General features: G+C 47.7%; 2 protein-coding genes. Both read left to right on the top strand.

Translation table 11 applies throughout. The features are described 5' to 3' along the window. Positions 1-499, top strand: a 499-nt coding sequence (locus ETR37_RS18980) for a phage antirepressor KilAC domain-containing protein (RefSeq protein ID WP_205728236.1), incomplete at its 5' end; no start/stop codon positions are given. Positions 500-564: 65 nt separating this feature from the next. Further along, positions 565-1,178, top strand: a 614-nt coding sequence (locus ETR37_RS18975; RefSeq protein ID WP_240673937.1) for a MarR family transcriptional regulator, incomplete at its 3' end; no start/stop codon positions are given.

The following is a 1,178-nucleotide window of genomic DNA, read 5'->3' as shown; positions in this document are numbered from 1 at the left end:
GTACGCAGGCTGGATTTCTCCCGCGTTTCGGCTGAAGGTAAACCAGACATTTATCGACTATCGAACCGGAAGATTACAACCTGCTATTCCGCAGAGTCTCCCTGAAGCTCTCCGTTTGGCTGCCGACCTGGCAGAGCAAAAGCAACGGCTGGAGCAAAAAATGCTTATGGATGCACCTAAAGTCGAATTCGCTGAACGCGTTGCTACCGCCAGCGGGGTTCTAATCGGCAACTATGCCAAAGTGCTCGGCCTGGGCCAAAACTATCTCTTCACCTGGTTGCGTGATAACGGAATTCTGATCGCAACCGGTGAACGCAGGAACGTCCCCAAACAAGAATACATATCTCGTGGGTATTTCACCCTTAAAGAAACCGTGATCGATACAAGCAATGGAAGCAGGATTTCTTTCACGACTCGTATAACCGGCAAAGGTCAGCAGTGGCTGATGAAGCGATTGCTTGATGCTGGTGTGCTGGTACCTGTCGCGGCAACGCGCTAACAGACGTAGTAAGAACCACCAGCATTGTAATGCTGGCTAAAGTCACTTTCCTGAGCTGTATAACGATGAGCGATTTTACTTTTTCTGGCTATGAATTGGCCTGCTTTGTAACACACTCCGGTCTATCCCGTAGCGCCGGGCATATCCTGTCGCAATGTGCAAATCTCGCGGCAACAACCAGTGAATACTTCATTCACAAGCCTCACCGCCTGATCGCGGCAGAAACTGGTTATAGCCAATCAACCGTCGTTCGTGCATTCCGTGAAGCTGTAAACAAAGGAATTCTGTCTGTAGAGATTGTTATCGGCGATCACCGTGAACGTCGCGCTAACCTGTACCGGTTTACACCATCCTTTTTGGCCTTCGCACAACAAGCCAAAAATGCGCTGATAGAAAGCAAATTAAAGATCTCTTCAGCGGCAACCAAGGTTAAAGCTGTTCTCGCTAAGACATTGGCTTTATTTAATTTTTTATCCACACCCCCATGTCAAAATGATACCCCCTCCCCCTGTCAGGATGACGTGGCAATAAAGAATAAGAAGTCACAAGTTAAAAAAACAAAAAGATCAGTTTCCGGCGGTGCCGGAACAACCAGCCTCAAAAAATTGACTTCATGGATCGCTAAGGCAAAAGCAAAGGCTGACAATCTGCGGTTATCCAAAAAACGCACTCAAAAACA

Origin of the sequence: Geobacillus sp. PK12 (genome assembly GCF_004123125.1) — a bacterium.
GTDB classification, from domain to species: Bacteria; Bacillota; Bacilli; order Bacillales; family Anoxybacillaceae; genus Geobacillus; species Geobacillus zalihae.
This window is presented reverse-complemented; position numbering and strand designations above follow the sequence as displayed.